Raw genomic sequence first — 25,596 nt, 5'->3', positions numbered from 1 at the left:
GGCCGCCTGTGGCTGAGGCGAGGGACCCGGTCTAGCCGGTCCGGCGGCGGCGCCGGTGCGCCAGCTCGTCGTGCGGGTGGCCGTCGTCGTCATCGACGTCGACCGCGGCCCGTTCCCCCGGCAGCTCCGCGAGGCTGCCCTCGACCTCCTGCCAGACCCGCCCCAGGGCGATGCCGAAGACGCCCTGGCCCCCCTGCAGCAGATCCACCACCTCGTCGGCCGAGGTGCACTCGTAGACGCTGACGCCGTCGCTCATGAGGGTGATCTGGGCCAGGTCGTTGACGCCCCGGTCGCGCAGATGGGTGACCGCCGTGCGGATCTGCTGGAGCGAGACGCCGGTGTCGAGCAACCGCTTGACGACCTTGAGGACCAGGATGTCGCGGAAGCTGTAGAGGCGCTGGCTCCCCGACCCGTGGGCGGCCCGCACGCTCGGCTCGACGAGCGCGGTGCGCGCCCAGTAGTCGAGCTGCCGGTAGGTGATCCCCGCTGCCGAGCACGCGGTGGGCCCGCGGTAGCCGACATCCTCGGGCGGCGCCGACACCGCGGTGTCGAACAGCAGTCCCTGCTCCCCGGCACGCTGAGAGGCCATGCGCCTGTCGGGGGTCGCCTTGCCCTCGCCGCTGCTCACCGCCACGCGGACCTCCGGCTTCTATCAGCCCGCCGCGCTCCGTCAAGGGGGTTTGACGAATTACACCACGGGTGTTCCACCAGCACGGTAGGTGCCGGTCAGGGTGTGGTCAACGTTCGCCGTCGGCGCGTCGCATGCCCGGATGAACCGGCTTCACGTGGGCAAACTGCGCACCTTGGCTCCCACAGCACTCCTACCCCGGTGATTACCCTGCGGAAACAGTGCCCGCGACCGGGATGCAAGCCCACTCGGCACCGAGCATGATTTTGCACACGGCATACCTCGCGGAATCCGCGGGACGCGGCCGCTACCCGGCCCTGCCGAAGTCTTCGGGCGAGATCGTGTCGAGGAACTCGCGGAACTTCTCGACCTCGTCCTCCTGCTCGTCCGGGATGGCCACGCCGGCCTCCTCCAGGACGTCCTCGCTGGCGAAGATCGTGGCTCCGGTGCGCAGGGCCAGGGCGATGGAGTCGGAGGGGCGGGCGCTCACCTCGACGCCGTTGGAGAACACCAGATCGGCGAAGAAGATCCCGTCGCGCAGCGCGATGATGTTGACCGTCCGCAACTGGACGCTGAGGGCGTCGAGGACGTCGCGGAACAGGTCGTGGGTGAGCGGCCGCGCGGGCAGCACGCCCTGCTGGGCGAAGGCGATCGCAGTGGCCTCCACTGCCCCGATCCAGATGGGCAGGTACCGATCCCCGTCCGTCTCCTTCAACAGGACGATCGGCTGATTGGAGGGCATCTCGACCCGGACGCCGACGACCTCCATCTGCTTCACTGCGGCTCCCTGCTGGTCCTCACCGTCTCGATCACCGCTTGCCCTGATCGACTTCTCACCGAACCCTGTAGCCAACGTACACCCGACCCCCGACACCGGGACGGGCGGACGGTCCGGCAATAACCTCCGGAGCGTCCATGATCAGGGGTCAAGGCTTTCACGCAGGCCTGTGGCCAGCAGCGCCGTGTGCAGCCGAACCGACAACGCGGCGATCTCACGCGCCGTCTCGGCCGCCTCCTCGTGCGCGCCGGGGCTCCGGCGGCGCAGCCGGGGCGCGACCACCTGCTCGATCAGGCCCACCTGCCGGTCGGCGGCCGCCTTGAGCGCCCGCAGGTTGCGGGCCTCGACCCCGAACTCGGCGAGGGCCGCGGCGGTGCGGGCGATGGTGAGGGCCTCGCCGTCGTAGTGCCGGCCCGCCCGGGTGACCAGGCCGTACTCCTCGAGCCTGTCGAGCGTTTCGGCGTCGATCCCGGCGCCGTCGAGCAGCTGGCGCCGGGTGAGGCGCACCGCGGGGTCGGGCGCCTCGGCGTCGGCCGCGACCAGGGTGCGCGGCCGCTGGGCCGGGCCGCGGCGGACCGACTCCAGCGGCGGCACGTTCTCGCCGCGGTCCCGCGCCTCCAGGTGCTGCTTGATCACCCGCAGTGGCAGATAGTGGTCACGCTGAGCGGTGAGGATGTACCGCAGCCGTTCCACATCGGCGTCGCAGAACTTGCGGTAGCCCGCGGGACTGCGCTGGGGCTCGATCAGACCCTCCGACTCCAAGAAACGGATCTTGGAGATGGTGACGTCCGGGAAATCGGCGCTGAGCAGCCCCAGGACGTCCCCGATCGTCATCAGGGCGCGGGCCGGCTGCGCGTTCATGGCCGCTTCACTCGTCCCCGTGGCGCGTCCCCTCTCAGCCGTGCTGCGGGTTGGTCAGGAACACCAGCCGGAACTTCCCGATCTGCACCTCGTCGCCGCCGGACAGGCCCGCCGAGTCGATCCGCTGCCGGTTGACGTAGGTGCCGTTGAGGCTGCCCACGTCGCGGACCGAGAACACGCCGCCCTCACGGGCGAACTCGGCGTGCCTGCGGGACACCGTCACGTCGTCGAGGAAGATGTCGCTCTCCGGGTGGCGGCCGGCCGACGTGCGCTCCTTGTCGAGCAGGAAGCGGCTGCCGGCGTTGGGCCCGCGCTTGACCACGAGCAGGGCGGTGCCGGGGGGCAGCGCCTCCACGGCCACCTGGTCGGGGCCTACGGGCTCCTCGGCACTCTGGTCGCCGTCGAGGGCCTCGAACCCGCCGATGGAGATCGTCGACGTCGACTCGCCCGGCGACTCCCGGTAGGGAGGCTGCTGGGGCGAGGCCGGCGGCATGGGCGGCGTGGCGGTCCGCGTCAGCGGAGTGCCGCAGTTGGAGCAGAAGCGGGCATCATCCGGGTTGGCGTGACCGCACTGCGTGCAGTAGACGCTCGGCATCGATCGGCTCGGCCTCCTACCATCGGCGTGCCCGCGCGGGCCCTCGCTCTCACGGGACCCCTGCGCCACGCGCATCCTTTACCAACCCACGCCGGGGAACCGCCCCCGACCACGGTCCGACTCCCGCCCACCAACACGACGGTTGCCGCAACTTACGCGGGTAGTGCCCGAGGGGTCAACTGGATCGGGGAGCCGACTTCCCTCAAGCTACCTTCGATAATGATCGCAGGTCTACGGCGCCGCGCGGACGGCCCCCGATCGCCTCCCCCGAGGCCCCTCACCGAGACCGTATCGCGCTCACGGTGAGCCGCGCGTGCGAAGTGATCGTGGCGGTGGCCCCGGCGCTCCGCAAGGACCTGACGACGCCGCCAGGAATGTTGAGCGCCGTGGTCATGGTGTGCGGGTCGCCGATGGCCAGGAACCGGTAGGGCGCCCGCAACGGCCGGCCGTCGGCCACGATGCCGCCCGCGGCGTCGAGGAAGTGGGTGTCGACCCCGGCGCGCACGTCGTTGACCTGGATCACCTCGGCCCCCGCGTCGCGCAGCTCCTGCAGCGCGTCCAGGAGGTTGACCGAGCGCACCGCGCCGCCCGGGTCGCCGATCTGGAGGTCGATGCCCGGGCCCTCGGCCGGGAGGGTGCCGGCAAGCAGCCCGTAGGTGGTCGCCCGCCGCCGCGCCTCCTGGAGGGCCGTCCCGCCCTGGACGTCGCGTTCGAGCTCGGCCTTGGTGGCCTCGAGGTCGCGCAGGTCCCCGCGCAGCCGTTCGGACCGCTGGGACAGGTCGGACAGGATGCCCACCAGCTCGTCCTGCCGGGCGGTGGAGAACGCGGTGTCGCGCTGGTTGGACCTGACCTGGGTGACCAGCGCGAAGCCCAGCAGGACGCACAGCAGGCCGCCCATGAGCTGGCCCGCGGTGGTGCGGGGCCGCAGCAGGTCGATGATCCCCGGCGGCTCCTCGGCCGACTTCCCGGGCGGCTCCTCGGGCTGCTCTTCGGGCGGCTCTTCGGGCGGGTCGCGGCGCGCGTCGTCGTCGCTCATGCGCCGAACAACTTCCGCCGGATGGCCGCCGCGTTGGAGAAGATCCGGATGCCCAGGACGACCACGACGCCGGTGGACAGCTGGGATCCGACGCCGAGCTGGTCGCCCAGGAAGACGATCAGCGCGGCGATGATGGTGTTGCTGACGAACGAGACGACGAAGACCTTCTCGTCGAAGATCCCCTCCAGCCGGGCCCGGACGCCGCCGAACATGGCGTCCAGCGCGGCCACGATGGCGATGGGCAGGTACGGCTGCAGCCACAGCGGCACGGTGGGCTCGAACAGCAGCCCCAGGACCACCCCGATCACCAGGCCGATCAGCGCGATCACGTTCGGTGTCCCCCTCCCCCGTTCATGGCCGCCGGGTCCCTTCGCCCTGCGGGCGCGCGTGGCGCAGTTGCAGCGCCCCGGCGGCGGGCAGCCGGGCGGAGCGGGTGCCGCGCACGTCGTAACGGATCCCGTACCGCTCCTTCAGGTCCCGCATCCGGCGGCCCGCGGCGGATCCGCGCAGCACCTCCGCGACGCGGTCCCGGTCGCCCAGGGCCGTGACCTCGTACGGGCCGGTCAGCGGCCGGTAGTCGACGAGGATCGCCTCGCCGGCGGTCCGGATCGCGGTGGTGGGCGTCAGCCGCAGCCCGTTGATGCCGATCGCGGTGGCGCCGGCCGCCCACAGCCCGTTCACCAGCACCTGGAGGTCCTGATCATAGACCCGGCCGTCGTCGGCCCGGCGCCGCGGCCCGTCCTTGGGCTCGGCGTCGGCGAGCGTCAGCACCAGCCCGGGGCCCGAGGCGGGCGCTGCCGCCGCCGCGGCGCTCGCGGCGGCGAGGTCCTGCCGGGCCTCGCGGCCGGCCTGGCTGCGGGCCAGCGCGGCCACCCGCTGCCGTTCGGTCTCGGCGCGGAGCCGGTCCAGGCGGCGCTGGAGCGCGTCGGACTCGGCGGTCCGGGTGCGGATCTCGCCGATGAGCCGGGACCGCTGCTCCTGCGCGAGGGGCTCGCTGCGCCGGACCTCGGCCACCGCCACCGCGGCCAGCAGGCCCACCAGCGCCAGGACGAGCAGCACGCCGCCGTGGCGGAACCGGCCGCGCCGCGGGGCCTCCTCGCCTGCGGCCGCGCGCCGGGCGGCGGCCTCGGCGTATCCGGGGTCGAGGACCTTACCGGCGAACAGGTCCGACAGCAGGGACATCGAGGCGTCCGGCCGCCGCCAGCCGCGCCGCTCGCCGTCCCGCCGAGGTTCGCTCACCGCCCAATCATGGCAAGCGCCGCCAAATCGCGGCGCACGTCAGGGCGGCGCGCCGGCGGCCGCGGCCGCTGAATCGGCGGGCGCGGCGGCGGGGAAGGCCACGCGGAACGAGGCTCCCTCGCCGGGCGCCGACCGGACGGTGGCCGCGCCGCCGTGCGCCTCGGCCACGGCGGCGACGATCGACAGGCCGAGCCCGGCGCCGCCGTGGTCGCGCGACCGGGCCTCGTCGGCGCGGTAGAACCGTTCGAAGACCTGGGCGCGCTGGTCCCCGGTGAGCCCGGGCCCGCGGTCGGCGACCTCGATGACCGCCTGGCCGCCCTCCAGCGCGGCCCGGACGGTCGCGGGCGTGCCGGCGGGCGTGTGCCGCCGGACGTTGGCGAGCAGGTTGGCCAGCACCTGGCGGAGGCGTTCCTCGTCTCCGGACACGACCACGGAGCCGGTGGCCTCCAGAATGAGCGGGCGGCCGGGCTCCACCGCGCCGGCGTCGGCGACGGCGTCCGCGGCGAGGACGGCCAGGTCGACCGGCCCGCGGTCGAGGGGGCGGCCCTGGTCGAGCCGGGCCAGCAGCAACAACTCGTCCACCAGCAGGCCCATGCGCTCGGCTTCGGACTCGATCCGCCGCATCGCCTTGGCGAGGTCGCCGGGCCGGTCGGCGGCGCCGCGCCGGAACAGCTCGGCGTAGCCGCGCACGGTGGCCACCGGGGTGCGCAGCTCGTGCGAGGCGTCGGCGATGAAGCGGCGCAGCCGCTCCTCGGAGGCCTCCCGCTCCCGGAAGGCCGACTCGATCTGCGCGAGCATCGCGTTCAGCGCCGCGCCGAGCCTGCCCACCTCGGTCTTCGGGCCCGGCGCCTCGACGCGGCGGGCGAGGTCTCCGCCGCCGATGGCGCCCGCCGTCTCGGCGATCTCGTCGAGGGGCCGCAGTGCCCGCCGGATGGCCCGCCAGGCCAGCAGCGCGACGCCGCCGAGGACGGCGAGCATGACCGTGACCAGCGTGCCGAGGGTGCGGCCGATCAGCTCGTCCTGCTCGGTGGTGCGCATCGCCATCACCAGCGTGCCGCGGCCGCCGGGGAGCAGCGCGGTCCGGATGCGCCAGTCGGGCGTCCGCTCGCCGAACGGCCCCTCGTAGTCGGCGGGATCGCCGGCCACCCGTGCCTCGATGCGGGTGAAACGTTCCCCGTCCGGGTTGTCGCCGGTCGCCCGGCCCGGCCTGAGACCGGCGGGCACCGGAGGGGTCTCGGCGAACGCGACGGTCTGCAGGACCCGCCCGTCGGACCCCCTGATCTGGAGGAACGAGGGGAAGCCGCCGTGCCGGCTCCCGGCCCGCCACAACCGCGGCAGGTCGTCGGTCGCGGGCGGCAGGGTCAGCCCCTGCCCGCGGCCGGCCCGCGCGACCGCGAGGTCCGCCGCCTCCCGGCCGACCTCGCTCATCAGCCGGTCGTTGGTCGAGGTCTTCCAGTCGAAGATCGCGGCGATGGTGGAGGCCCCGACGGTGACCAGGCCCGCGGTCAGCAGCCCCAGCACGATGAGGAGGATCCGCCTGCGCAGCGACATCAGGCCTCCCTCGGCAGCCGGAGGATGTAGCCGACGCGCGGCACGGTGTGGATGAGGCGGGGGTCGCGGTCGTCGACCTTGCGGCGCAGGTAGCTGACGTAGGTCTGGACGACGCCGTCGCTGCCGCCGAAGTCGTACTCCCAGACGTGGTCGAGGATCTGCCGCTTGGACAGCACCCGCCCGGAGTTGAGCACGAGGTAGCGCAGCAGCTTGAACTCGGTCGGCGTCAGGTCGACCAGGTCGCCGCCGCGCCGCACCTCGTAGGTGTCCTCGTCGATCTCCAGGTCGGCGAACGCCAGCCGGGCCCGGTCGCGGTCGCGCGGGCGGGTGCGGCGCAGCACGGCCCGGATGCGCGCGATCAGTTCCTCCAGGCTGAACGGCTTGGTCACGTAGTCGTCGCCGCCGACCGTGAGGCCCTTGATCTTGTCCTCGGTCGCGTCCCTGGCCGTGAGGAACACCACGGGCGCCTCGCAGCCGTCGCGCCGCAGCGTGGCGCAGGTCTCCAGGCCCGACCCGTCGGGCAGCATCACGTCCAGCACGATGAGGTCGGGCGCGAACCGCGTCACCTGCGCGAGCGTCTCGGCGCCCGACCCGGCCACCGCCGCCTCGAACCCCTCGTACCGGAGCGCGGTGGCGACCAGATCCGCCAGGTAGGCCTCGTCGTCGACGACGAGAACGCGGGTGGGGGCGGGCTCGGGGGGCCGCCCGGGGGTGTTCGTCACGTTCCTCAGTCTCGCGTCCCGGGCGCTCGGGGCGCAGTGTGAGACCCCTGTGAGATCTCTGTGAAAGCCGGATTCACAGAGATCCCGAAGAGCGCTCGCACGGGCCCCGAAGATCCGGCCGCTGCACTGGGCCGCATGGACGGATTCGCTGGACTCGTGCTGCGGCACAAACTGATCGTCATGCTGTTGTGGCTGGCCGCGACCTGCGCGGGCGCCTTCGCCGTCACGCAGGTGACCGACCGGCTGAAGGAGGACTTCGCGCCGCCGGGATCGGCCGCGCGCACCGCGAACGAGATGATCGCCCGCGAGTACGGGACGGGCGGCTCGCACCCGCCGCTGGTCCCCGTGATCACCCTGCCCGCCGGGCAGACCGTCGACTCGCCCGCGGCCCGGAAGGCCCTGGGCGAGGCGTTCGGGTCCGCCGCGCGGAGCCTCGACGCGCGGGTCGTCTCGTACGCCGGCACCGGGGACCGCCGCCTCGTCGGGACGGACGGGCGGACCACCTTCGGCCTCGTCTTCCCGCGCCAGGAGCCCGGAGACGGCGGCGGAGGGGGCGAGGGGCCCGACCTGAGCGGCCCGCTCGCGCGGTCCCTCCAGCCGGCGCTCCCGCCCGGCTCGGCGGTCCGGGTGACCGGGATGGACGGGCTCGAGGCGGGCGCGGGGAGCGAGGGCCCGAGCGTGCTCGTCGAGACGGTGGTCGGCGGCGTCGGCGCGCTGGTGGTGCTCGCCTTCGTCTTCGGGTCGTTCCTCGCCCTGGTGCCGCTCGCCGTCGCCGTGGTGTCGATCCTGACCTCGTTCCTGGCGGTCTACGGCATCACCGGCGTCACCGACCTCAACTTCATGGTGCAGTTCGTGGTGGCGCTGATCGGGCTCGGCGTCGCGGTCGACTACTCGCTGCTGCTGGTGACGCGGTGGCGGGAGGAACGCGCCAGAGGCCACCAGGGGGACGAGGCGGTACGCCGGGCGATGGCCACGGCCGGGCACGCCGTGCTCTTCAGCGCCGTCGCGGTCGCCATCGGGCTGGTCGCCATGCTCGTGGTCCCGGTGGAGTTCCTGCGCAGCGTCGCCTACGGCGGAATGATCATCCCGACGGTGAGCGCACTCGCCACGCTCACCCTGCTGCCGGTCGTGCTGGCCACCGCGGGCCCGTGGCTGGACCGGCCCAGGCTCCGCGAGGAGACGGGCCCGAGCCGCGCCTGGACGGCCTGGACCCGCCTGGTGGTGCGGTTCCGCTGGGCGGCGGTCCTGCTGTCCACGGCGCTGCTGGCGGGCCTGGCGTACGCCGCGCTCGGCCTCAACCTGGGCGAGGCGCACAGCGGTGCCATGGCCAGGTCCGGACCGGCGTACGAGGGCCTGGCGGCTCTCGGGCGCGGCGGCGTCCCGTCCGGGGTGCTGACCCCGGTGGACGTCCTGGTGCCGGCCGGCACCGATCCCGGCCGGGTGGCGTCCGCGCTGCGCTCGGTGCCCGGGGTGCACGCGGTGGTCGCGCCCGGCGGCGACGGCTGGCGGCAGGGCGGCTCGGCCCTGGTGACCGTCCTGCCCGCCGGCGAGGGCGGCACGGACGCGGGCAAGGACACGGTCGAGGCGATCCGCGCCGCCGTGCCCCCGGGCGTGCGGGTCGGCGGGGAGACCGCGGCCGACCTGGACTTCACCGAGAAGGTGTACGGGGCGTTCCCGCTGATGCTGGGCCTGATCGGCCTGCTCACGTTCGTGCTGCTGGCCCGGGCGTTCCGGTCCCTGCTGCTCCCGCTGAAGGCGGTGCTGCTCAACCTGCTGTCGCTGGCGGCCGTGCTCGGCGCGACGGTGCTGGTCTGGCAGCACGGGTACGGGAGCGAGCAGCTGTGGGGCATCTCGGCGACCGGGTCGATCGCGGTCTTCGTGCCGGCGATGGTGTTCGCGTTCCTGTACGGGCTGTCAATGGACTACGAGGTGTTCATCCTGGCCCGGATGCGCGAGGAGTACGACCGCACCGGCTCGACCACGACGGCGGTCGTGGAGGGCATCGGCCGGACCGGGCGGCTGGTCACCAGCGCGGCGCTGATCCTTTTCCTGGCGTTCGCCTCGCTGGCCGCCGCGCCGATCATCGAGGTCAAGATCTTCGCGACCGGGCTGGGCCTCGGCGTCCTCCTGGACGCCACGATCGTCCGCGCGCTGCTGGTGCCCGCGATGGTCTCGCTGTTCGGCCGGTGGAGCTGGTGGCTGCCGCGGTGGGCGGCGGCGGTCCTGCGCGTGGCACCGTCCCCCGCGTCAGCGGACGGCCGCCGCCGCTCCGGTGTGGCCGAGCCCGATGTGGACGGCGAGGCCGCCGAGGACGGTGCCCATCGCGTAGCGCTGCACGCGCTGCCAGAGCGGCCGCCGCGCTAGGAACGCCGCCAGCGCCCCGGCGCTCAGCACCCAGACGGCGTTGACGGTCAGCGCCACGGCGACCTGGGTGAGCCCGAGCAGCAGGATCTGCAGCGCGACGTGGCCGCGTTCGGGATCGGCGAACTGCGGCAGCAGCGACACGTACAGGATCGCGATCTTCGGGTTGAGGAGGTTGGTCACCAGGCCCATGGTGAAGAGCCGGCGCGGCGGGTCCACCGGAAGCTCCCTGGGCGCGAACGGGGACGCGCCGCCCGGCCGCACCGCCTGCCAGGCCAGCCACAGCAGGTAGCCCGCCCCGGCGAGCTTGATCGCCGTGTAGAGGGCGGGGACCAGCGTGAAGACCGCGGTCAGCCCCGCGGTGGCGGCGCAGACGTAGATCATGAACCCGGCCGCGACCCCGCCGAGCGAGATCATCCCGGCCCGCCGGCCCTGGGTGATCGTCCGCGACACCAGGTAGATCATGTTGGGCCCGGGTGACATCACCATGCCGAGCCCCACCGCCGCGATCCCGGCCACGGCCGCCAGTGAAACCACCATCACAACCCCATCTCAGGACGAATGCTCCGAGCCTAGATCTTCACTCCCTCTCGGTGCAATACTTGCCATTGCACTCGGTGCAATGAGGGGAACGCATGGACGACTATCGGGCGGTGGCCGACGCGGTGGCGGCCGACATCACCGCCGGGCGGCTGCGCCCCGGCGACCGGCTGGCGACCCAGCGCGCGTTCGCCCGCGAGCGCGGCATCGCCGGCTCGACCGCCGCCCGCGTCTACAAGGAACTGGTGCGGCGGGGCCTGGTGGTCGGCGAGGTGGGCCGCGGCACCTTCGTGCGCTCGGCCGAGCCCGTTCCCGGGCCCGCGCTGTCCGAGCCCACCGGGGCGCGCGTCGACCTGGAGCTCACCCTGCCGGCCGTCCCCGGGCAGGCGGCGCTGCTCGCCGAGGGCCTGCGCCGCTTCCAGCGCCCCGAGGCCCTGGACGCGGCGCTGCGCCCGGCGACCGTGACCGGGACCGCGGCCGCGCGGGACGCGGTGGCGCGGCTCCTCGCGCGCGACGGATGGCGGCCCGATCCGGCGCGGCTGCTCTTCGCCGGGAACGCGCGGCAGGCCATCGGCGCGGCGCTGTCGGCCCTGGTGCCCGCCGGTGAACGTCTCGGCGTCGAGGCGTTCACCTATCCGGTCATCAAGAGCCTGGCGGGGCGGCTCGGCATCGGCCTGGTGCCGATCGCCACCGACGAGCACGGCCTGTCCCCCGCGGCGCTCGCGGAGGCCCACCGCCTCACGCCGCTGCGCGCGGTCTACCTCCAGCCGACCCTGCAGAACCCGTTCAGCACAACGATGCCCGCCGGGCGCCGCGCCGAGCTGGCCGGCGTCCTGCGGAGGCACGATCTGCACGCGGTCGAGGACACGATCTGGGCCTTCCTGCCGACCGGCGGCCCGCCGCCGCTCGCCGCCGTCGCCCCGGACCGCACGATCATGGTCGACAGCGTCTCCAAGCGGGTGGCCCCCGGGCTGACCGCGGGCTTCGCCGTGGTGCCGGCCGCCCTGACCGCCCGCGTCGCGACCGCCGTGCGGGCGGGCGCGTGGCTGCCGGCCGGGTTCGCGCTGGACGCGGTGACCGGATGGATCAACGACGGCACCATCGACCGGATCACCGGGCTCAAGCGCGACGACGTCCGGGAACGCCAGCGGATCCTCGCCGGCGCGCTCACCGGCTTCGAGCTGCGCACCGACCCGCTTTCCTACTTCTGCTGGTGGGACCTGCCGGCGCCGTGGCGCGCCGAGACGTTCGTGGCCGCGGCCGCGCGCCGGGGCATCGCCGTCACGCCCGCCGCCGCGTTCGCGGTCGGCTCAGGGAGCGCTCCCCACGCGGTGCGCTTCGGCCTCGCCTCGCCGCCGCCCGAGACCCTGGCCCGGGCGCTCGGAGTCCTCGGGTCGATCGCGCGCGGCGCCCCCGAGGACACCCTCGCCGACTGATCCCCGCGAACGGGCGCCAGATGTAGTAACCCGCGGGTTACTACATCTAGGACCCGGCGCGCTCGACGACGGCGGCCCACTCCTCCAGCAGCGCCTGCGCGGCGTCCTCGTCGGGGCCCTCGGCCCACAGGTGGGTGACCGCCTCGGCGGGGTCGGGCAGGACCAGCACCCAGCGGCCGTCCTCCTCGACGACGCGGACGCCGTCGGTGGTGTCGATGGTCCGCTCCCCGGCCGCCTCCACGACGTGCCGCATCACGCTGCCCTTGGCCGCCCAGGGCGTCGGCACCGAGCGGCGCAGCAGATGGGCCTCGGGGATGCGCCGGTCGATCTGGGACAGCGTGAGGCGGGTGCGGGCGACCAGCCCGACGAGGCGGACGAACGCGGCGATGCCGTCGACCGTCGTGCTGAACTCGGGCATCACGAAACCGCCGCGCCCGTCGCCCGCGAAGATGATGTCGGGGTCGGCGGCGGTCTTGGTGAGCACGTCCTGGGAGGTCGAGGTCCACTCCACGCGCACGCCGTGGAAGCGGCAGACCTGCTCGGCGACCCGGGTGGTGGTGACGGGAAGGGCGACGCGCCCGCCGCGGCGCTCGGCCGCGACCAGGTCCAGGTAGACCAGGAGGGCCCGGTCGTCGCTGATCAGCTCGCCGTTCTCGTCGACCAGCGAGATCCGCTCGCCGACCGGGTCGAACCGCACGCCGAACGCGGCGCGGGAGGAGGAGACCAGCTCGCCCAGGCGCTGGAGGTCGCGCATGCGCTCGGCGAGGGTCTCGGTGGGGTTCGCCTCGTCGAGCCTGTTGTTGCGGGTCAGGACGTCGACGCCCACCTTGCCCAGCAGGGTGGGCAGGACGAGCGACGCGGTGCCGCCCGCGCAGTCCAGGACGATCTTGAGCTCGGCCTCGCGGACGCCCGTCATGTCGACCCGGCGCAGCAGGTCGCGGGTGTAGGTCTCCACGGTGCGCGCGGGATAGGTCAGCTCGGCGATCTCGCCGGGGAACGCCCGCCGGTACTCCTGGCGGCCGAAGACGCGCTCCAGCTTGCGCTGGGCGCCCAGGGAGAGGTCGGCGCCGTCGGCGTCGAGGAAGAGGATGTCGACGCCCTGCGGGTCGCCGAGGGTGGTGCGGATGTAGATGCCGCCCGCGCAGTCCTCCCGGCCGGTCTCGAACCGGGCCGTCGGCAGCGGGGTGGCCTGCAGGTCCTGGACGTTGATGGCGCTGGCGGTGAGCGCGCTGATGACCGCGCGCTTGAGGGTGCGCGCGGCACGGGAGGCGTCGCGGCCGGTGACGACCGTGGTGCCCTTGCGCAGCGTGGTGGCGTAGGCGCTGGCCAGCCGCACCGCGAGCTCGGGCGTGATCTCGACGTTGACCAGCCCGGACACGCCCCGGGGGCCGAACAGGTTGCGCTGCCCGCGCGACTCCCAGATCACGCTGGTGTTGACGACCGCCCCGGCCTCGATCGTCTTGAACGGGTAGACCTTGACGCCGCTCGACACGTACGCCTCGGCCTCGATGACGCACTCGTCGCCGACGACGGCGCCCTCCTCGACGCGGGCGCCCGCCATGATGTCGGTGTTCTTGCCGATGACACAGCCGCGCAGGTTGGTCGAGGGGGCGACGAAGACGTTGTCGTGGACGACCGCGCGGTGCAGGAAGGCACCCTCCTTCACCACGACGTTGCTGCCCAGCACGGTGAACTCGCGCAGCTCCACGCCCGCCTCGACCTTGGCGTAGTCGCCGATGTAGAGCGGCCCCTTGAGGACGGCCTCGGGATCGACCTCGGCGCCCTCGGCGATCCACACGCCCGGCATCACCTCGAACGCCCCGAGGTCGACGTCGACCTTGCCGGAGAGCATGTCGGCCTGGGCCTTGAGGTAGCTCTCGTGGGTGCCGACGTCCTCCCAGTAGCAGTCGGCCACGTACCCGTACAGCGGGGCGCCCTCGGCCAGCAGCTTGGGGAACACGTCGCCGGACCAGTCGACCGGCTCGCCCGCCGCGACGTGGTCGAGGACCTCCGGCTCCATGACGTAGATGCCGGTGTTGACGGTGTCGGAGAAGACCTGGCCCCAGGTCGGCTTCTCCAGGAAACGCTGGATGCGGCCCCCGTCGTCCACGATGATGATCCCGAACTCCAGCGGGTTGGGCACCCGCTTGAGCCCGATGGTGACCAGCGCGCCGTTCTCCTCGTGGAAGCGCACCATGTCGGTCAGGTCGATGTCGGTGAGCGCGTCCCCGGAGATCACCAGGAACCGGTCGTCGCGCAGCGCCTCCTCGGCGTTCTTGACGCTGCCCGCGGTGCCGAGCGGCATCTCCTCGGTGGCGTAGCTCAGCGACATGCCGAGCTCCTCGCCGTCGCCGAAGTAGTTGCGGATCAGCGCCGCCAGGAACTGCACGGTGACGACGGTCTCGGTCAGGCCGTGCCGCTTGAGCAGGCGCAGCACGTGTTCCATGATCGGCCGGTTGATGACGGGGAGCAGTGGCTTGGGCTGGTTGGCGGTCATGGGACGCAGCCGCGTCCCCTCGCCACCCGCCATCACGACGGCCTTCATCGGGGGGTCTCCGCTCCCTTCTGAGCGCCGGCCGGCGGATCGGGATCAGGATCGGGGGGCGAGGCACGGCCGGCCGACACCAACTGCCGCACCTGCACCCAGTAGAGGACGGCCGCCCACCAGTAGAGGGCGGTGCCCCAGATGGCGAACGACCAGCCGACGACCTTCGCCGTCGTGGCCACTCCCCCGTCGTGGTCCCCCAGCAGCAACATCGGGAAGGCGTACAGCAGGCACATCGTGGCCGCCTTGCCGGTGAAGTGCACCGGCAGCGTGCCCGTGTACCCGAGCCGGCGCATGATCGGCACGATCGGCGTGATCGCGACCTCCCGGGCCACCAGCAGCACGATCAGCCAGACCGGGATGATCTCGCGCACGGTCAGCCCGATGAGGGTGGCCAGGATGTAGAGGCGGTCGGCGGCCGGGTCGAGCACGATGCCGAGCCTGCTGGTCTGGTCGAGCGCCCGCGCGAGCTTGCCGTCCAGCCAGTCCGAGAGACCGGCGAACACCAGCAGCCCCAGCGCCCACCAGTCGGCCTCGATCAGGACCAGCCACAGGAAGAGCGGCACGCCCGCCAGCCGGGCGAAGCTCAGGATGTTGGGCACCGTCCAGATCCGGTCCGGCGGCCCGCCCGTCCCGGCGGCCGCGACCGCGCCACGCGGATCCCCGGCGCCCGGTTCCCTGTCGACCTCAGCGCTCACCGGCGGTCTGCTCCCTCCCTGCACCAATGATCCTGACCCTACCGGTAAGGATTTTGAAAGCCCCCGATAGCGTCCGGCTATGCGATGGACGCTGCACGGCGAGCGGGCCCTGTACGAGAGCCCCTGGATGGATGTACGGCTGGCCGACGTCGAGCTTCCCGACGGGCGCCGGTTCGACCACCACCTGCTGCGGGTGAGGCCCGCCGCCGGGGTGGTCGCGGTGGACGAGGCGGGCCGGGCGCTGCTGATCTGGCGGCACCGGTTCATCACCGACCAGTGGGGGTGGGAGATACCCGGCGGCCGGGTCGAGCTGGGCGAGGAGCCCGCCGAGGCGGCCGCGCGCGAGCTGGTCGAGGAGACCGGATGGCAGGCCGGGCCGATCCGGCACCTGCTCGACGTCCGCCCCTCGCCCGGCATCCATGATGGCGTTCATCACATCTTCCGCGCGGACGGGGCGGTGCGCGTCGGCGAGCCCACCGACGTCGAGGCCGAGCGGATCGAGTGGGTCCCGCTGTCGTCGGTCCGCGAACTGGCCGGGCAGGGGCATATCGGACAAGCTTCTACCATGGCGGCTCTGTTGTATCTCGCCGCCGGAGGCGCCGGATGACCGCCCCCGTTCCCCAAGCGGAACTCCATCTGCATATCGAGGGAACGCTCGAGCCCGAGCAGGCGTTCGCGTTCGCCGCGAGGAACGGGGTCGATCTGCCCTACGGCTCGGCGGACGAGCTGCGCGCGGCGTACGCGTGCCGATCGGCACCGTTCTGGCCGGACTCGGCCGCGCCCTGGAGGCGGCCCCGGCCCGGCACGGGATCACCACCCGGCTGATCATGTGTTTCCTGCGGGACGAGCCCGCGGAGTCGGCGCTGGAGACCTTCGAGAGCGCCCGGCCCTGGTTCGGAAGCCTGGTCATCGGCGTCGGGCTGGACTCGGCCGAGGCCGGGCACCCGCCGTCGAAGTTCCGCGAGGTGTACGACCGGGCCCGCGAGGCGGGGCTGCGACGCGTCGCGCACGCGGGCGAGGAGGGGCCGCCGGAGTACGTCTGGGAGGCGCTGGACGTGCTCGGCGCCGAACGGATCGACCACGGCGTCCGGAGCCTGGAGGACGGGCGGCTGGTGGAGCGGCTCGTCCGGGACCGGGTGCCGCTGACCGCCTGCCCGCTGTCGAACGTGCGGCTGCGCGTCGTCGACCGGCTCGCCGACCACCCGATGCCGCGCATGCCGGCGGCCGGGCTGCTGGTGACGGCCAACTCCGACGACCCGTCCTACTTCGGCGGGTACGCGGGCGACGTCTTCGACGCGCTGCGCGCCGAGGCCGGCCTGGGCGACGAGGACCTGCGGCGGCTGGCGGCCAACTCGTTCGAGGCCGCGTTCATCTCCGGCGAGGAGCGCCGCGCCTATCTCAAGGAAGTCGAGACGCACCGCTTCGGGTGACGTCCTCCACCGTCATCGGCAGGACGGCGGCCACGACGAAGCCGCGGCCGCCGGCCGATCCGGCGCGGACCGTCCCGCCGACGCTGCGGGCCCGCTCGGTCATGCCGACGATCCCGAACCCCGCCCCGGGCGGTCCCCCGGCCCCGCGGCCGTCGTCGGTCACGGTCAGCCGGAGCTCACCGCCGTCCCGCTCGACCCGGACCTCGACCGCGGTGGCCCCGGCGTGCTTGATGACGTTGGTCAGCGCCTCCTGCACGATCCGGTGCGCCACGATGCCGATCGCGGCCTCGGGCTCGCCGTCGCCGCCGTCGTCCAGCACGGCGTCGAGCCCCGCCGCGCGCGCGGCGGCGACCAGGTCGCCGAGGCCGTCGAGCCCGACGGCCGTCTGACCCGGGATCCCGGGCGTGTCGGTGGTGCGCAGCACCTGGAGCGTCGCGTGGACCTCGGCGCGCGCGTCCCGGCAGGTGGCGGCGATGCCGCGGAGCGTCCCGGCGAGCTCGTCGCGGTCGATGGGCCGGCCGCCCGCCACGTGGTGGGCCGCGGCGCCCGCCTGGACGCCGACGACGGTGATGGTGTGGGCGAGCAGGTCGTGCAGGTCGCGGGCGATGCGCAGGCGCTCCTCGGCGACGCGCCGGAGCGCCTCCTCCTCGCGGGTGCGCTCGGCCCGCTCCGCGCGCTCGGTGATGGCGGCGAGCCGGGCCTTGTAGACGCGCCAGCCCTGCACCGCGATGATCGCGGCGACGATGGCCTCCAGCGCGCCGATCTGCTCGATGCCGCTGCTGCCGCCCGCCCGCATCGCGAACGTGACCGCGCAGATGGCCAGCAGCACGACCCCGCACGTCACGGCCGCCCGGACGCGCCGTCCCATCAGGGCGTAGGTGAAGAGCGCCAGCATCGTGGCGGGCACCACCGCGTGGTGCTGGTAGCCGAGCACGTGGAACGGGAGCACGAGCACCAGGAAGGCCAGCAGCACGACGCCGGGCACGCGCCGCCGCCACACCAGGGGCACGTGCATCCCGATCAGCAGGGCCAGCCCGCCGGCGTCCAGGGTCCGTTCGTCGGGCCAGGCCAGCGTCACCGCCAGCGCCGCGCCCGCCAGGACGGCAGCGATCAGGCCGTCCACCGTCTCCGGCCGCATCCCGCGCACGCTCACCACGCCAATACCGTAGCCGACCCCTCCCTTGACCTCCGGCCGGGTGCCCGTCGCGGTGTGTCCCGAGGGTGCCGGCCGTCAGCCCGCCGCGGGGCCGAGCCAGGTGAGCGCGGCGGTGACCATCGCGGTCACGCCGGCGGTCACCGTCGGCTCGATGACCGGGGCGAACCCCGGCGAGTGGTTGGACGGGACGTCCTGCTCCACCCGGTCGTTCTTCAGCGCCGTCAGGAACGTCTCCGGGTCGCAGCCGCCGAAGAGCCAGTAGCAGATCGGCACCCCGGCCGAGGTGGCGAAGTGCCCGACGTCCTCGCTGCCCGTCGCCGGCCCGGGGTCGATGACGTGGTCGGCCCCGAAGCGGTCGCGGAACGCCGCCATCGTGCGCTCGGTGGCCGCGGGGTCGTTGGTCACCACGGGGAAGGTGTACTCCGTGCCGATCTCCGGGCCGCGCGGCGCGCCGGAGGCGGCCGCCTCGGCCTTGATGACGCGCTCCACCGCCGCCAGGACCTTGCCCCGCACGGCCTCGGTGAACGTCCGGATGTTGATCTTGAGTTCGGCCTCGTCCGGGATGATGTTGTCCTTGGTGCCCGCCTGGATCGCCCCCACCGTCACCACGGCGGTGTCGTTGCCCGAGACCTCGCGCGACACCACGGTCTGCAGGCGCATGACGGTCGCGGCCGCCATGACGACCGGGTCGATCGTGGTCTCCGGCCGCGAGCCGTGCCCGCCCCGCCCGTACATCCGCACGTCCAGGGCGTCCGTCGCGGCGAAGGCCGGCCCGGCGTGGGCGCCCAGCCAGCCCGCGGGGAACGGCCCGACGTGCTGGCCCAGCACGACGTCCGGCCGGCCGAACCGGTCGTAGAGCCCGTCGTCGACCATCGCGCGGGCACCGGCGCCGATCTCCTCGGCGGGCTGGAAGACCGCCAGCACCGTGCCCGACCAGGAGTCGCGCGCCCCGTTCAGCAGGTCGAGCGCGCCGAGCAGGCAGGTCACGTGCATGTCGTGCCCGCACGCGTGCATCACGCCGTCGGTCTCGCTCGCGTACGGCAGCCCGGTGCGCTCGGTGACCGGCAGCGCGTCGAAGTCGGCGCGCAGCAGCACCATCGGCCCGGCGCCGTTGCGCAGGGCCCCCACCACCCCGGTCCGGCCGACGCCGGTCGTCACCTCCAGCCCGAGCCCGGTGAGCCGTTCGGCGATCACCCCGGCGGTGCGGTGCTCGGCGAACGAGAGCTCCGGATGCGCGTGGAGATCCTTGTAGAGATCGGTCAGGGCGGGCCGGATCTCGTCCAGCCCGGCCACTGCGTCGGTCGACATTGATTACCCCCCGTGACGGCTGATACCCCGTCGCCGCGCACGCGAATACCGCGCCGGACGCGGTTGCGGCAACCGGGGTCCGCCGGGTTAACGTCGGGCACGACAGATCGCGGGGGCCCGGCGAACCGGGCTGAGATAGCGGCTGGGACGGCCGCTGACCGCTGGAACCTGACCGGGTAATGCCGGCGTAGGGAGAGATCGAGTCGTCATGAACGACACCGTGGTTTCACATTCCCGCAAGACCTACCTCCAGGGCTCGCGCCCCGACCTGCGGGTGCCGATGCGCGAGGTGCCGCTGACCAACGGGGACGCCGTGGTCCTGTACGACACCTCGGGGCCGTACACCGACCCCGCGTACGAGACCGACGTGCGGCGCGGGCTGCCCGCACTGCGCGCCGGGTGGATCGCCGAGCGGGGCGACACGGCCGAGTACGAGGGCCGTCCCGCGCGTCCCGAGGACGACGGCCGCAAGCCGGCCGACCCGCTGCGCGACCGGGCCGCGTTCGCCGCGCGCCGCCCGCGCAGGGCGTCCGGCGGGCCGGTCACCCAGCGCGCGTACGCGCTCCGGGGTGACATCACGCCGGAGATGGAGTACGTCGCGCTGCGCGAGGGCGTGACGCCGGAGTTCGTCCGCGCCGAGCTCGCGGCCGGGCACGCCGTGCTGCCCGCCAACGTCAACCACCCCGAGATCGAGCCGATGATCATCGGCCGGAACTTCCTGGTCAAGGTCAACGCCAACATCGGCAACTCGGCGGTGGCGTCCTCCATCGAGGACGAGGTGGAGAAGATGACCTGGGCGACCCGCTGGGGCGCCGACACGATCATGGATCTGTCGACCGGCCGCGACATCCACACCACCCGGGAGTGGATCCTGCGCAACTCCCCCGTCCCGGTAGGCACCGTCCCGCTCTACCAGGCGCTGGAGAAGGTCGGCGGCGACCCCGCCGCGCTCACGTTCGACGTCTTCCGCGACACCGTGATCGAGCAGGCCGAGCAGGGCGTCGACTACATGACGGTCCACGCGGGCGTGCTGCTGCCGTACGTGCCGCTCACCGCCCGCCGCAAGACCGGCATCGTCTCCCGGGGCGGCTCGATCATGGCGGCCTGGTGCCTGGCCCACCACCAGGAGAACTTCCTCTACACCCGGTTCCGCGAGCTGTGCGAGATCTTCGCCGCGTACGACATCACCTGGTCGCTGGGCGACGGCCTGCGCCCCGGGTCGATCCACGACGCCAACGACGAGGCGCAGTTCGCCGAGCTGCGCACGCAGGGCGAGCTGACCGCGATCGCCGCCGAGTACGGCAACCAGGTCATGAACGAGGGCCCGGGGCACGTCCCGATGCACAAGATCAAGGAGAACGTCGACCTCCAGCAGGACTGGTGCGGCGGGGCGCCCTTCTACACGCTCGGGCCGCTGACCACCGACATCGCGCCCGGCTACGACCACATCACCTCGGCCATCGGCGCCGCGATGATCGGCTGGTACGGCACCGCGATGCTCTGCTACGTCACGCCCAAGGAGCACCTGGGCCTGCCCGACCGCGACGACGTCAAGGCCGGCGTGATCGCGTACAAGATCGCCGCGCACGCCGCCGACCTCGCCAAGGGGCATCCGGGCGCCCAGGCGTGGGACGACGCGTTGTCGGACGCCCGGTTCGAGTTCCGCTGGGAGGACCAGTTCAACCTCTCCCTCGACCCGGACACCGCCCGCTCGTTCCACGACGAGACGCTGCCCGCGGCCCCGGCCAAGACCGCGCACTTCTGCTCGATGTGCGGTCCGCACTTCTGCTCGATGAAGATCACCCAGGACGTGCGCAGGTACGCGGACGAGAACGGCCTCACCGGCGCCGACGCGCTCGCCGCCGGAATGCGCGAGAAATCGGCCGAGTTCCAGGCCTCCGGCGGCACGGTCTACCTTCCCGTCGCGCCCGCCGACGGCTGACGGACTAAGTCCACGGCCTCGGGGTAACACAGCGCGCACCACGGAGGTGATCGATGGGCGTTCGAGATGGATGGGGCAGGTTCACCGGCCGGCGGCGGATCCGCCGCGTCGCCAGGGAGGTCTTCGACTGGCGGGAGCTGCGGCCGGGCCAGGGCGAGGCGATGGAGCACCTGCTCCGGGGGCGCGACGTCCTGGTGGTGATGCCGACCGGCAGCGGCAAGTCGGCGGCCTACCAGGTGCCGGCCCAGTTGCTGGACGGCCCGACGATCGTGATCTCTCCGCTGATCGCGCTGCAACGCGACCAGATGCTCGTGCTCGCCCGGCGGAACGCCGGCGGCGCGGTCGCCGTCAACTCGGCCCAGCCGGCCGGTTCCAGCGCGGACTCGCTGGAGCAGGTGCGGGCGGGCAAGGCCGAGTACGTCTTCCTCGCTCCCGAGCAACTGGCCAAACCCGAGGTCGTGGACCGGCTCCTGGCGGCGAGGCCGTCGCTGATCGCGGTCGACGAGGCGCACTGCGTCTCGGCCTGGGGCCACGACTTCCGGCCCGACTACCTCCAGCTGGGCCGGGTCATCGAACGGCTCGGCCACCCTCCGGTCATCGCGCTGACCGCCACCGCGTCGCCGCCGGTCCGCGAGGACATCGTCGCGGCGCTCGGGCTGCGCGACGTCCGGCAGGTCATCCGGGGGTTCGACCGGCCCAACATCTCGCTGAAGGTCCGCCGCTTCGCCGACGACGGGGCCAAGCGGCGGGCGCTCGCGCAGGACGCGGCCTCCCGCGAGGGGCTCGGCCTGGTGTACGTGGCGACGCGGCGTGACGCGGAGACCTACGCGGCGGAGCTCGCGGGCCTGGGGATGCGCGCGGAGGCCTATCACGCGGGCATGAAGGCGTCCGCCCGGGAACGGGTGCACGGGCTGTTCACCGGCGACGGGCTCGACGTCGTGGTCGCCACGTCCGCGTTCGGCATGGGGATCGACAAGCCCAACGTGCGGTACGTCCTGCACACCGCGCCCCCGGAGTCGCCGGACTCCTACTACCAGGAGATCGGGCGCGCCGGGCGTGACGGCGAGCCGGCCGAGGCGGTCCTGTACTACCGGTCGGAGGATCTCGGCCTGCGCCGCTTCTTCGCGGCCGGCAAGGCCGACGAGGAGATGCTGCACCGGGTGGCCGTGCTCGTGCACGCCCACCGGGGCACCGTCGAGCCCAAGGAGCTGCGCACGACGCTCGGCATCGGCCCGTCCAAGCTCACCGGGCTGGTGAACCTGCTGGAGTACGCCGAGGCGATCGAGATCGACGAGCGGGGCGGCCTGCGCTACGCCGAGAACGGGCCCGAACCGGACAAGGCCGTGGCCGGCGCGGTGGAGCTCGACGAGAGCCGGCGCCGGGTGGACGACACGCGCATCGACATGATGCGCGGCTACGCCGAGACAACCGGCTGCCGTCGCCGCTACCTGCTGGAGTACTTCGGCGAGGCGTGCCCGCCCTCCTGCGGCGCCTGCGACAACTGCGGCGCGGGCACCGTCGAGGTCGCGGCCGAGGAGCGCGGCCCGTTCCCCCTGCACTCCGAGGTCGTCCACGTCTCGTGGGGCCCGGGCACGGTCATGCGCACCGAGCCGGACCGGATCACCGTCCTCTTCGAGGACGAGGGCTACAAGACCCTGTCGCTGGACGCGGTCCAGCGCGACGGGCTGCTCACCCAGGCGCCGGCGGGATCGGGCGAGTCGGTCGCCTGAGCCGGCGCGGGCGGGTCAGCGGCCGTCGAGCAGCGGCCGCCGGGGGGTCCCAGGCGGTGCCCCCGGCGGCGTCGCGGCGGCGGCGGGCGATGCCCGACAGCGCCTCCAGGACGACGCGGTTGGCGAGCAGCGAGGTGATGTCGGCGTGGTCGTAGGGCGGCGAGACCTCCACGACGTCGATGCCCACCACGGGGAGCTCGTAGGCGACGCGGCGCACGGAGTCGAGCAGCTGCCGGGCGCTCAGGCCGCCGGGCTCGGGCGTGCCGGTGCCGGGCGCGTGGCCGGGGTCGCAGACGTCGATGTCGACCGACAGGAAGACGCCGTCGCAGTCGTCGGTGGCGGTGGCGAACGCCTCGGTGAGGCATGCGTCGAGGCCACGGGCCACGATCTCGGTCATCTCGTACGAGCGGATGCCCCGCTCGGCCATCCAGGCGAGGATCTCGGGGCCGGGCCAGTAGCCGCGCAGCCCGATCTGCAGGAACCGGTCGCCGCGCAGCGCGCCCGACTCGATGAGGCGGCGCATGGGCGTGCCGTGCCCGACCAGCGAGCCGAACTCGGTGTCGCCGGTGTCCGCGTGCGCGTCGAAGTGGATCATCGAGACGCGCCCCTGCCCCAGGTGCCGCGCCACGCCGGCGTGGTCGGGCCAGGCGATGGTGTGGTCGCCGCCGAGGACCAGCGGGATCGCGCCCGCCGCGGTGACCGCGTGGACGGCCTCCTGGAGGTCGCGGACGGAACGTTCGGCGTCGCCGGAGAACATCTCGACGTCGCCGGCGTCGTAGACCTTCAGGTCGCCGAGCGCGTCGACGCGCAGCGCGAGCGAGGGCCGCGACCCGTCCTGCGGGAGGTAGCACGCCTGCCTGATGTACTGCGGCCCGAACCGGGTGCCCGCGCGGTGCGAGGTGCCGCCGTCGAACGGCGCGCCGAGGATGACCACGTCGGCGCCGGCGTAGGTGGACGGCTCGGCCCAGTCGCAGCGCCCGACGCCGAGGAACGTGATGTCCGGGCCGAACTGCGCACCGTAACGGCTCATGCGCCCCAGGATAACTAGGGCGTGATCGCCCACAGCCGGACGGTGCCGTCCTCGCCGCCGGAGGCCAGCGTGCGCCCGTCGGGGCTGAACGCCAGGGCGTTGACCACGGAGCCGTCGTTGCGCAGCGTCGCGGTGAGCCTGCCGGTCGCCGCGTCCCACAGCCGGACCGTGTCGCCGCCCGCCGAGGCGACCGTCGGGGCGCGCGGGTTGTAGACGACGGCGTTGACGCTCTCGACGTGGCCGCCGAGCGTGCGGATCGCCCGCCGCCTCACCGTGTCGTAGAGCCGCACCCGCCCGTCGTAGCCGCCCGCGGCGAGGGTGGTGCCGGCCCGGTCGAACGCCAGGCTCGACACCAGCGACTCGATCCGGGTGAGGGTCACGCTCCTGGCCGCGGCCGACCTGGCGTTCACCAGCCGGATCGTCTCCTTGCCCGCCACCGCCAGCTGCCCGTGCCCGCTGAACGCGACGGTGAACGTGCCCTCCTCCGCGCTCCTGAGCGTGCTCCAGTCCTTGTCGGCGGTGTTCCACAGCCGCACCTGGTCGGTGTCGGCGCACGCCAGCAGCCTGCCGTCGGGGCTGAACGCCAGCGACCCGACACTGGTGCCCGCCGCCTCGAAGGTGGTCTTGCGGCGCCGGTCGGCGACGTTCCAGAGGATCACCTCGCCGTCGTAGGCGCCCGCCGCGAGGGTGCGGTCGTCCGGGCTGAACACGGCGCTGAACACCGCGAACTTCTGCCCGCGCAGCTCGCCGCGCTGCCGGTGGCCCGCGACGTCCACGAGGCGGACGGCCTGCCCGTCTCCCCCGGCGGCCAGCGTGCGCCCGTCGTGGCTGAACGCGAGCGTGTAGACGCGCCGGCCCGCCAGGGCCGCCAGCATCCGCGGCGTCTGCGCGGTGCCCGGACCGGAGGTGGCGCCCTGCGGGTCCTGCCCTGCGGCCGGAGGGCCGTCGCGCTGAGACAGGCCGATGAGCAGGGCGAGGAGCACGGCGGGGACGAGCGACAGCGCGAGGACGCGGCGCCGCCCTCCCGCGGCACGGGCGGGAAGGAGCCGGTGCCGCGCGGGCGGCGGTCCCTCGTCGCGGATCGGGTCGGTCACGATGACGCGCTGGTCGCCACCGGTGCCGCTCCGGTCCATCGCGGGCGGCGGGGCGGCGTCCCACACGGCGTCGTCCTGGAGCAGGTTCTCGAGCATGGCGGACGTCTGGTCGGCGGTGAGCCGTTCGGCCGCGTCCCGGTGGAGCAGCCCGCTGATGATCGGGCTCAGCGGGCCGGCGAGGCGCGGCGCCGGCGGTTCGCTGGTGAGGATCGAGTAGAGGACGGCGTTGGCGTTGGGCCCCGGGAAGGGACGGCCGCCCTCGGCCGCGTAGAAGAGGGTGGCGCCCAGCGACCACAGGTCCGAGGCGGGCACCGCCTGCTCGCCGCGGGCCCGTTCGGGCGCGGTGTAGGCGGGGGCGCCCATCACGACGCCGGTGTGCGTCAGGGACGGGTCGCCCTGGATGACGGCGATGCCGAAGTCGGTCAGCACGGCGCCGCGCCGGCCGATCAGCACGTTGGCGGGGTTGACGTCGCGGTGCACCACGCCCGCCTTGTGCGCCGCGTTCAGGGCGCCCACGATCTGGAGCCCGACCTCGGCGACCCGGCGCGGCGGCAGCGGCCCCTCGCCTCGCACGATGGCGTTGAGCGACCGGCCGTCGACGAGCTCCATGATGATCCACGGGTCGCCCTCGTGCTCCACCACGTCGTAGATCCGGACCGCCGCGGGATGGACGATCCGCGCCGCCGACCTGGCCTCCCGGAACGTGCGGCGGCTGCGCTCCTGCCACTGGTCGGCGGGCAGCACGCCGGTGTGCATGACCAGGAAGAGCTTCTTGGCCGCGACGTCCCGGCCGAGGCGCTCGTGCCGGGCCCGCCACACGACGCCGAACCCGCCGCGGCCTATCTCCGCGACGAGCTGGTATTGACCGGCGACCAGCTGACCGGGTTTCTCGGTCATGGGGAAGCCCGCCTTCCGG

General features: G+C 73.6%; 21 protein-coding genes, 1 pseudogene and 1 riboswitch. Of the genes and pseudogenes, 6 read left to right on the top strand and 16 right to left on the bottom strand.

All coding sequences use genetic code 11. The features are described from left to right. Positions 1-31 precede the first annotated feature (31 nt). The 9 genes from ABZ810_RS40460 to ABZ810_RS40420 form a co-directional block, all read right to left on the bottom strand. Entirely contained in the window at positions 32-634 is a 603-nt protein-coding gene (locus ABZ810_RS40460) for a MerR family transcriptional regulator (protein ID WP_358412219.1), read from the bottom strand. A 301-nt stretch (positions 635-935) separates the two neighbouring features. Further along, entirely contained in the window at positions 936-1,406 is a 471-nt protein-coding gene (locus ABZ810_RS40455) for a bifunctional nuclease family protein (RefSeq protein WP_358412218.1), read from the bottom strand. Between the two features lie 141 nt (positions 1,407-1,547). After that, a complete protein-coding gene (locus ABZ810_RS40450) occupies positions 1,548-2,267 on the bottom strand; it encodes a MerR family transcriptional regulator (protein ID WP_358412217.1) in 720 nt (239 codons plus the stop codon). A 34-nt stretch (positions 2,268-2,301) separates the two neighbouring features. Beyond that, a complete protein-coding gene (locus ABZ810_RS40445) occupies positions 2,302-2,862 on the bottom strand; it encodes an FHA domain-containing protein (RefSeq protein WP_358412216.1) in 561 nt (186 codons plus the stop codon). A 277-nt stretch (positions 2,863-3,139) separates the two neighbouring features. Then, a complete protein-coding gene (locus ABZ810_RS40440; protein ID WP_358412215.1) occupies positions 3,140-3,898 on the bottom strand; it encodes a DUF881 domain-containing protein in 759 nt (252 codons plus the stop codon). Beyond that, positions 3,895-4,227: a small basic family protein gene (locus tag ABZ810_RS40435; RefSeq protein ID WP_358412214.1), complete on the bottom strand. Its 333-nt coding sequence runs from the start codon at positions 4,225-4,227 to the stop codon at positions 3,895-3,897. The genes ABZ810_RS40440 and ABZ810_RS40435 overlap by 4 nt, the downstream gene beginning before the upstream one ends. 22 nt (positions 4,228-4,249) lie before the next feature. Continuing rightward, positions 4,250-5,137, bottom strand: a complete 888-nt coding sequence (locus tag ABZ810_RS40430) for a DUF881 domain-containing protein (protein WP_358412213.1) — start codon at positions 5,135-5,137, stop codon at positions 4,250-4,252. 39 nt (positions 5,138-5,176) lie between these two features. Continuing rightward, positions 5,177-6,688, bottom strand: coding sequence for a HAMP domain-containing sensor histidine kinase (locus tag ABZ810_RS40425; protein WP_358412212.1), 1,512 nt, complete (start codon positions 6,686-6,688; stop codon positions 5,177-5,179). After that, on the bottom strand, positions 6,688-7,410 hold the full coding sequence (locus ABZ810_RS40420; RefSeq protein ID WP_358412211.1) for a response regulator transcription factor: 723 nt from the start codon (positions 7,408-7,410) through the stop codon (positions 6,688-6,690). The genes ABZ810_RS40425 and ABZ810_RS40420 overlap by 1 nt, the downstream gene beginning before the upstream one ends. 135 nt (positions 7,411-7,545) lie before the next feature. Here ABZ810_RS40420 and ABZ810_RS40415 point away from each other — a divergent pair, with 135 nt between their 5' ends. After that, positions 7,546-9,774, top strand: a complete 2,229-nt coding sequence (locus ABZ810_RS40415; protein WP_358412210.1) for an MMPL family transporter — start codon at positions 7,546-7,548, stop codon at positions 9,772-9,774. Here the strand turns inward: ABZ810_RS40415 and ABZ810_RS40410 are convergent. Next, positions 9,658-10,311, bottom strand: coding sequence for a LysE family translocator (locus ABZ810_RS40410; RefSeq protein ID WP_358412209.1), 654 nt, complete (start codon positions 10,309-10,311; stop codon positions 9,658-9,660). The genes ABZ810_RS40415 and ABZ810_RS40410 overlap by 117 nt on opposite strands. Positions 10,312-10,406: 95 nt before the next feature. On the opposite strand from ABZ810_RS40410, the gene ABZ810_RS40405 reads away from it, so the two are divergent. Then, entirely contained in the window at positions 10,407-11,747 is a 1,341-nt protein-coding gene (locus ABZ810_RS40405; RefSeq protein ID WP_358412208.1) for a PLP-dependent aminotransferase family protein, read from the top strand. A gap of 46 nt (positions 11,748-11,793) precedes the next feature. Here the strand turns inward: ABZ810_RS40405 and ABZ810_RS40400 are convergent, their stop codons facing one another. After that, positions 11,794-14,292, bottom strand: coding sequence for a mannose-1-phosphate guanyltransferase (locus ABZ810_RS40400; protein ID WP_358412207.1), 2,499 nt, complete (start codon positions 14,290-14,292; stop codon positions 11,794-11,796). Continuing rightward, entirely contained in the window at positions 14,289-14,903 is a 615-nt protein-coding gene (locus tag ABZ810_RS40395) for a CDP-alcohol phosphatidyltransferase family protein (protein WP_358412292.1), read from the bottom strand. The genes ABZ810_RS40400 and ABZ810_RS40395 overlap by 4 nt, the downstream gene beginning before the upstream one ends. 166 nt (positions 14,904-15,069) lie before the next feature. Here ABZ810_RS40395 and ABZ810_RS40390 point away from each other — a divergent pair, with 166 nt between their 5' ends. Beyond that, the gene (locus ABZ810_RS40390) at positions 15,070-15,597 is read left to right on the top strand and encodes an NUDIX hydrolase (RefSeq protein WP_358412206.1); all 528 of its coding nucleotides are present in this window, start codon (positions 15,070-15,072) and stop codon (positions 15,595-15,597) included. Then, positions 15,594-16,420, top strand: a pseudogene (add, locus tag ABZ810_RS40385) (adenosine deaminase). The gene ABZ810_RS40390 and the pseudogene add overlap by 4 nt, the downstream one beginning before the upstream one ends. On the opposite strand, the gene ABZ810_RS40380 reads toward add, so the two are convergent. Beyond that, the gene (locus ABZ810_RS40380; RefSeq protein ID WP_358412205.1) at positions 16,389-17,576 is read right to left on the bottom strand and encodes a histidine kinase; all 1,188 of its coding nucleotides are present in this window, start codon (positions 17,574-17,576) and stop codon (positions 16,389-16,391) included. The pseudogene add and the gene ABZ810_RS40380 overlap by 32 nt on opposite strands. Before the next feature lie 75 nt (positions 17,577-17,651). After that, positions 17,652-18,884, bottom strand: a complete 1,233-nt coding sequence (locus tag ABZ810_RS40375) for an amidohydrolase (protein ID WP_358412204.1) — start codon at positions 18,882-18,884, stop codon at positions 17,652-17,654. A 99-nt stretch (positions 18,885-18,983) separates the two neighbouring features. Beyond that, positions 18,984-19,097, top strand: a riboswitch (TPP riboswitch). On the opposite strand from ABZ810_RS40375, the gene thiC reads away from it, so the two are divergent. Together thiC and ABZ810_RS40365 are read left to right on the top strand one after the other, a co-directional pair. Next, complete coding sequence (gene thiC, locus ABZ810_RS40370; protein ID WP_358412203.1) at positions 19,093-20,826, top strand: phosphomethylpyrimidine synthase ThiC; 1,734 nt, start codon at positions 19,093-19,095, stop codon at positions 20,824-20,826. Its footprint overlaps the riboswitch before it by 5 nt. Before the next feature lie 53 nt (positions 20,827-20,879). Then, positions 20,880-22,556, top strand: a complete 1,677-nt coding sequence (locus ABZ810_RS40365; protein WP_358412202.1) for an ATP-dependent DNA helicase RecQ — start codon at positions 20,880-20,882, stop codon at positions 22,554-22,556. Here the strand turns inward: ABZ810_RS40365 and speB are convergent. Together speB and ABZ810_RS40355 are read right to left on the bottom strand one after the other, a co-directional pair. Continuing rightward, a complete protein-coding gene (speB, locus tag ABZ810_RS40360) occupies positions 22,516-23,586 on the bottom strand; it encodes an agmatinase (protein ID WP_358412201.1) in 1,071 nt (356 codons plus the stop codon). The two genes, ABZ810_RS40365 and speB, sit on opposite strands and share 41 nt — an antisense overlap. Before the next feature lie 14 nt (positions 23,587-23,600). Continuing rightward, positions 23,601-25,577 carry a serine/threonine-protein kinase gene (locus ABZ810_RS40355; RefSeq protein WP_358412200.1) on the bottom strand — a complete coding sequence of 659 codons (1,977 nt, stop codon included), beginning with the start codon at positions 25,575-25,577 and terminating at the stop codon, positions 23,601-23,603. Between the last annotated feature and the right edge of the window lie 19 nt (positions 25,578-25,596).

The sequence above is a fragment of the Spirillospora sp. NPDC047279 genome (genome assembly GCF_040643285.1).
In the GTDB taxonomy this organism is placed as follows: Bacteria; Actinomycetota; Actinomycetes; order Streptosporangiales; family Streptosporangiaceae; genus Spirillospora.
This window is presented reverse-complemented; position numbering and strand designations above follow the sequence as displayed.

Coding starts and splice junctions, on each gene's coding strand:
- ABZ810_RS40450 (WP_358412217.1), bottom strand. CDS start 2,267: ATGAACGCGCAGCCGGCCCGCGCCCTGATGACGATCGGGGACGTCCTG.
- ABZ810_RS40445 (WP_358412216.1), bottom strand. CDS start 2,862: ATGCCGAGCGTCTACTGCACGCAGTGCGGTCACGCCAACCCGGATGAT.
- ABZ810_RS40440 (WP_358412215.1), bottom strand. CDS start 3,898: ATGAGCGACGACGACGCGCGCCGCGACCCGCCCGAAGAGCCGCCCGAA.
- ABZ810_RS40425 (WP_358412212.1), bottom strand. CDS start 6,688: ATGTCGCTGCGCAGGCGGATCCTCCTCATCGTGCTGGGGCTGCTGACC.
- ABZ810_RS40415 (WP_358412210.1), top strand. CDS start 7,546: ATGGACGGATTCGCTGGACTCGTGCTGCGGCACAAACTGATCGTCATG.
- ABZ810_RS40410 (WP_358412209.1), bottom strand. CDS start 10,311: ATGGTGGTTTCACTGGCGGCCGTGGCCGGGATCGCGGCGGTGGGGCTC.
- ABZ810_RS40405 (WP_358412208.1), top strand. CDS start 10,407: ATGGACGACTATCGGGCGGTGGCCGACGCGGTGGCGGCCGACATCACC.
- ABZ810_RS40400 (WP_358412207.1), bottom strand. CDS start 14,292: ATGAAGGCCGTCGTGATGGCGGGTGGCGAGGGGACGCGGCTGCGTCCC.
- ABZ810_RS40390 (WP_358412206.1), top strand. CDS start 15,070: ATGCGATGGACGCTGCACGGCGAGCGGGCCCTGTACGAGAGCCCCTGG.
- ABZ810_RS40375 (WP_358412204.1), bottom strand. CDS start 18,884: ATGTCGACCGACGCAGTGGCCGGGCTGGACGAGATCCGGCCCGCCCTG.
- thiC (WP_358412203.1), top strand. CDS start 19,093: ATGAACGACACCGTGGTTTCACATTCCCGCAAGACCTACCTCCAGGGC.
- ABZ810_RS40365 (WP_358412202.1), top strand. CDS start 20,880: ATGGGCGTTCGAGATGGATGGGGCAGGTTCACCGGCCGGCGGCGGATC.
- speB (WP_358412201.1), bottom strand. CDS start 23,586: ATGAGCCGTTACGGTGCGCAGTTCGGCCCGGACATCACGTTCCTCGGC.
- ABZ810_RS40355 (WP_358412200.1), bottom strand. CDS start 25,577: ATGACCGAGAAACCCGGTCAGCTGGTCGCCGGTCAATACCAGCTCGTC.